The organism is Stenotrophomonas sp. SrG (assembly GCF_050031795.1).
In the GTDB taxonomy this organism is placed as follows: domain Bacteria; phylum Pseudomonadota; class Gammaproteobacteria; order Xanthomonadales; family Xanthomonadaceae; genus Stenotrophomonas; species Stenotrophomonas rhizophila_A.
Window position 1 is genome coordinate 1 of sequence record NZ_JBNBBE010000200.1, and the last position, 280, is coordinate 280.

At 66.8% G+C, this 280-nt stretch carries 1 protein-coding gene; it reads right to left on the reverse strand.

The genetic code is table 11. The annotated features are described in order from the left end of the window. Positions 1-93 precede the first annotated feature (93 nt). Positions 94-280, reverse strand: a 187-nt coding sequence (locus ACQG3P_RS19530) for a hypothetical protein (protein ID WP_426805967.1), incomplete at its 5' end; no start/stop codon positions are given.

The following is a 280-nucleotide window of genomic DNA, read 5'->3' on the forward strand; positions in this document are numbered from 1 at the left end:
ACTAAACCGCTTAGTGACACGCCTTGCGTGCCAGCTTTCCGTTCCGGCACCGCGAAGCCAGGAAGGGCCTGGCTCCACGACCGTGGTCTTTCCTCAGGCGCGTAGCGCGTCTTTAGCGGCGCTCAATGCCTGGTCAGCCCGAAGGAAAACCGCGGTAGTGGCTTCGCCAGTGCTGGTGGACGCGGCGCCCAGCAGCAGCGGGCTGCCCAGGCTCGGGCTCGTGTCACGCGCCACCCGCTGCAGTGTGTCCACGGTGTCGTCCACATGGTCGCTGCCGAGC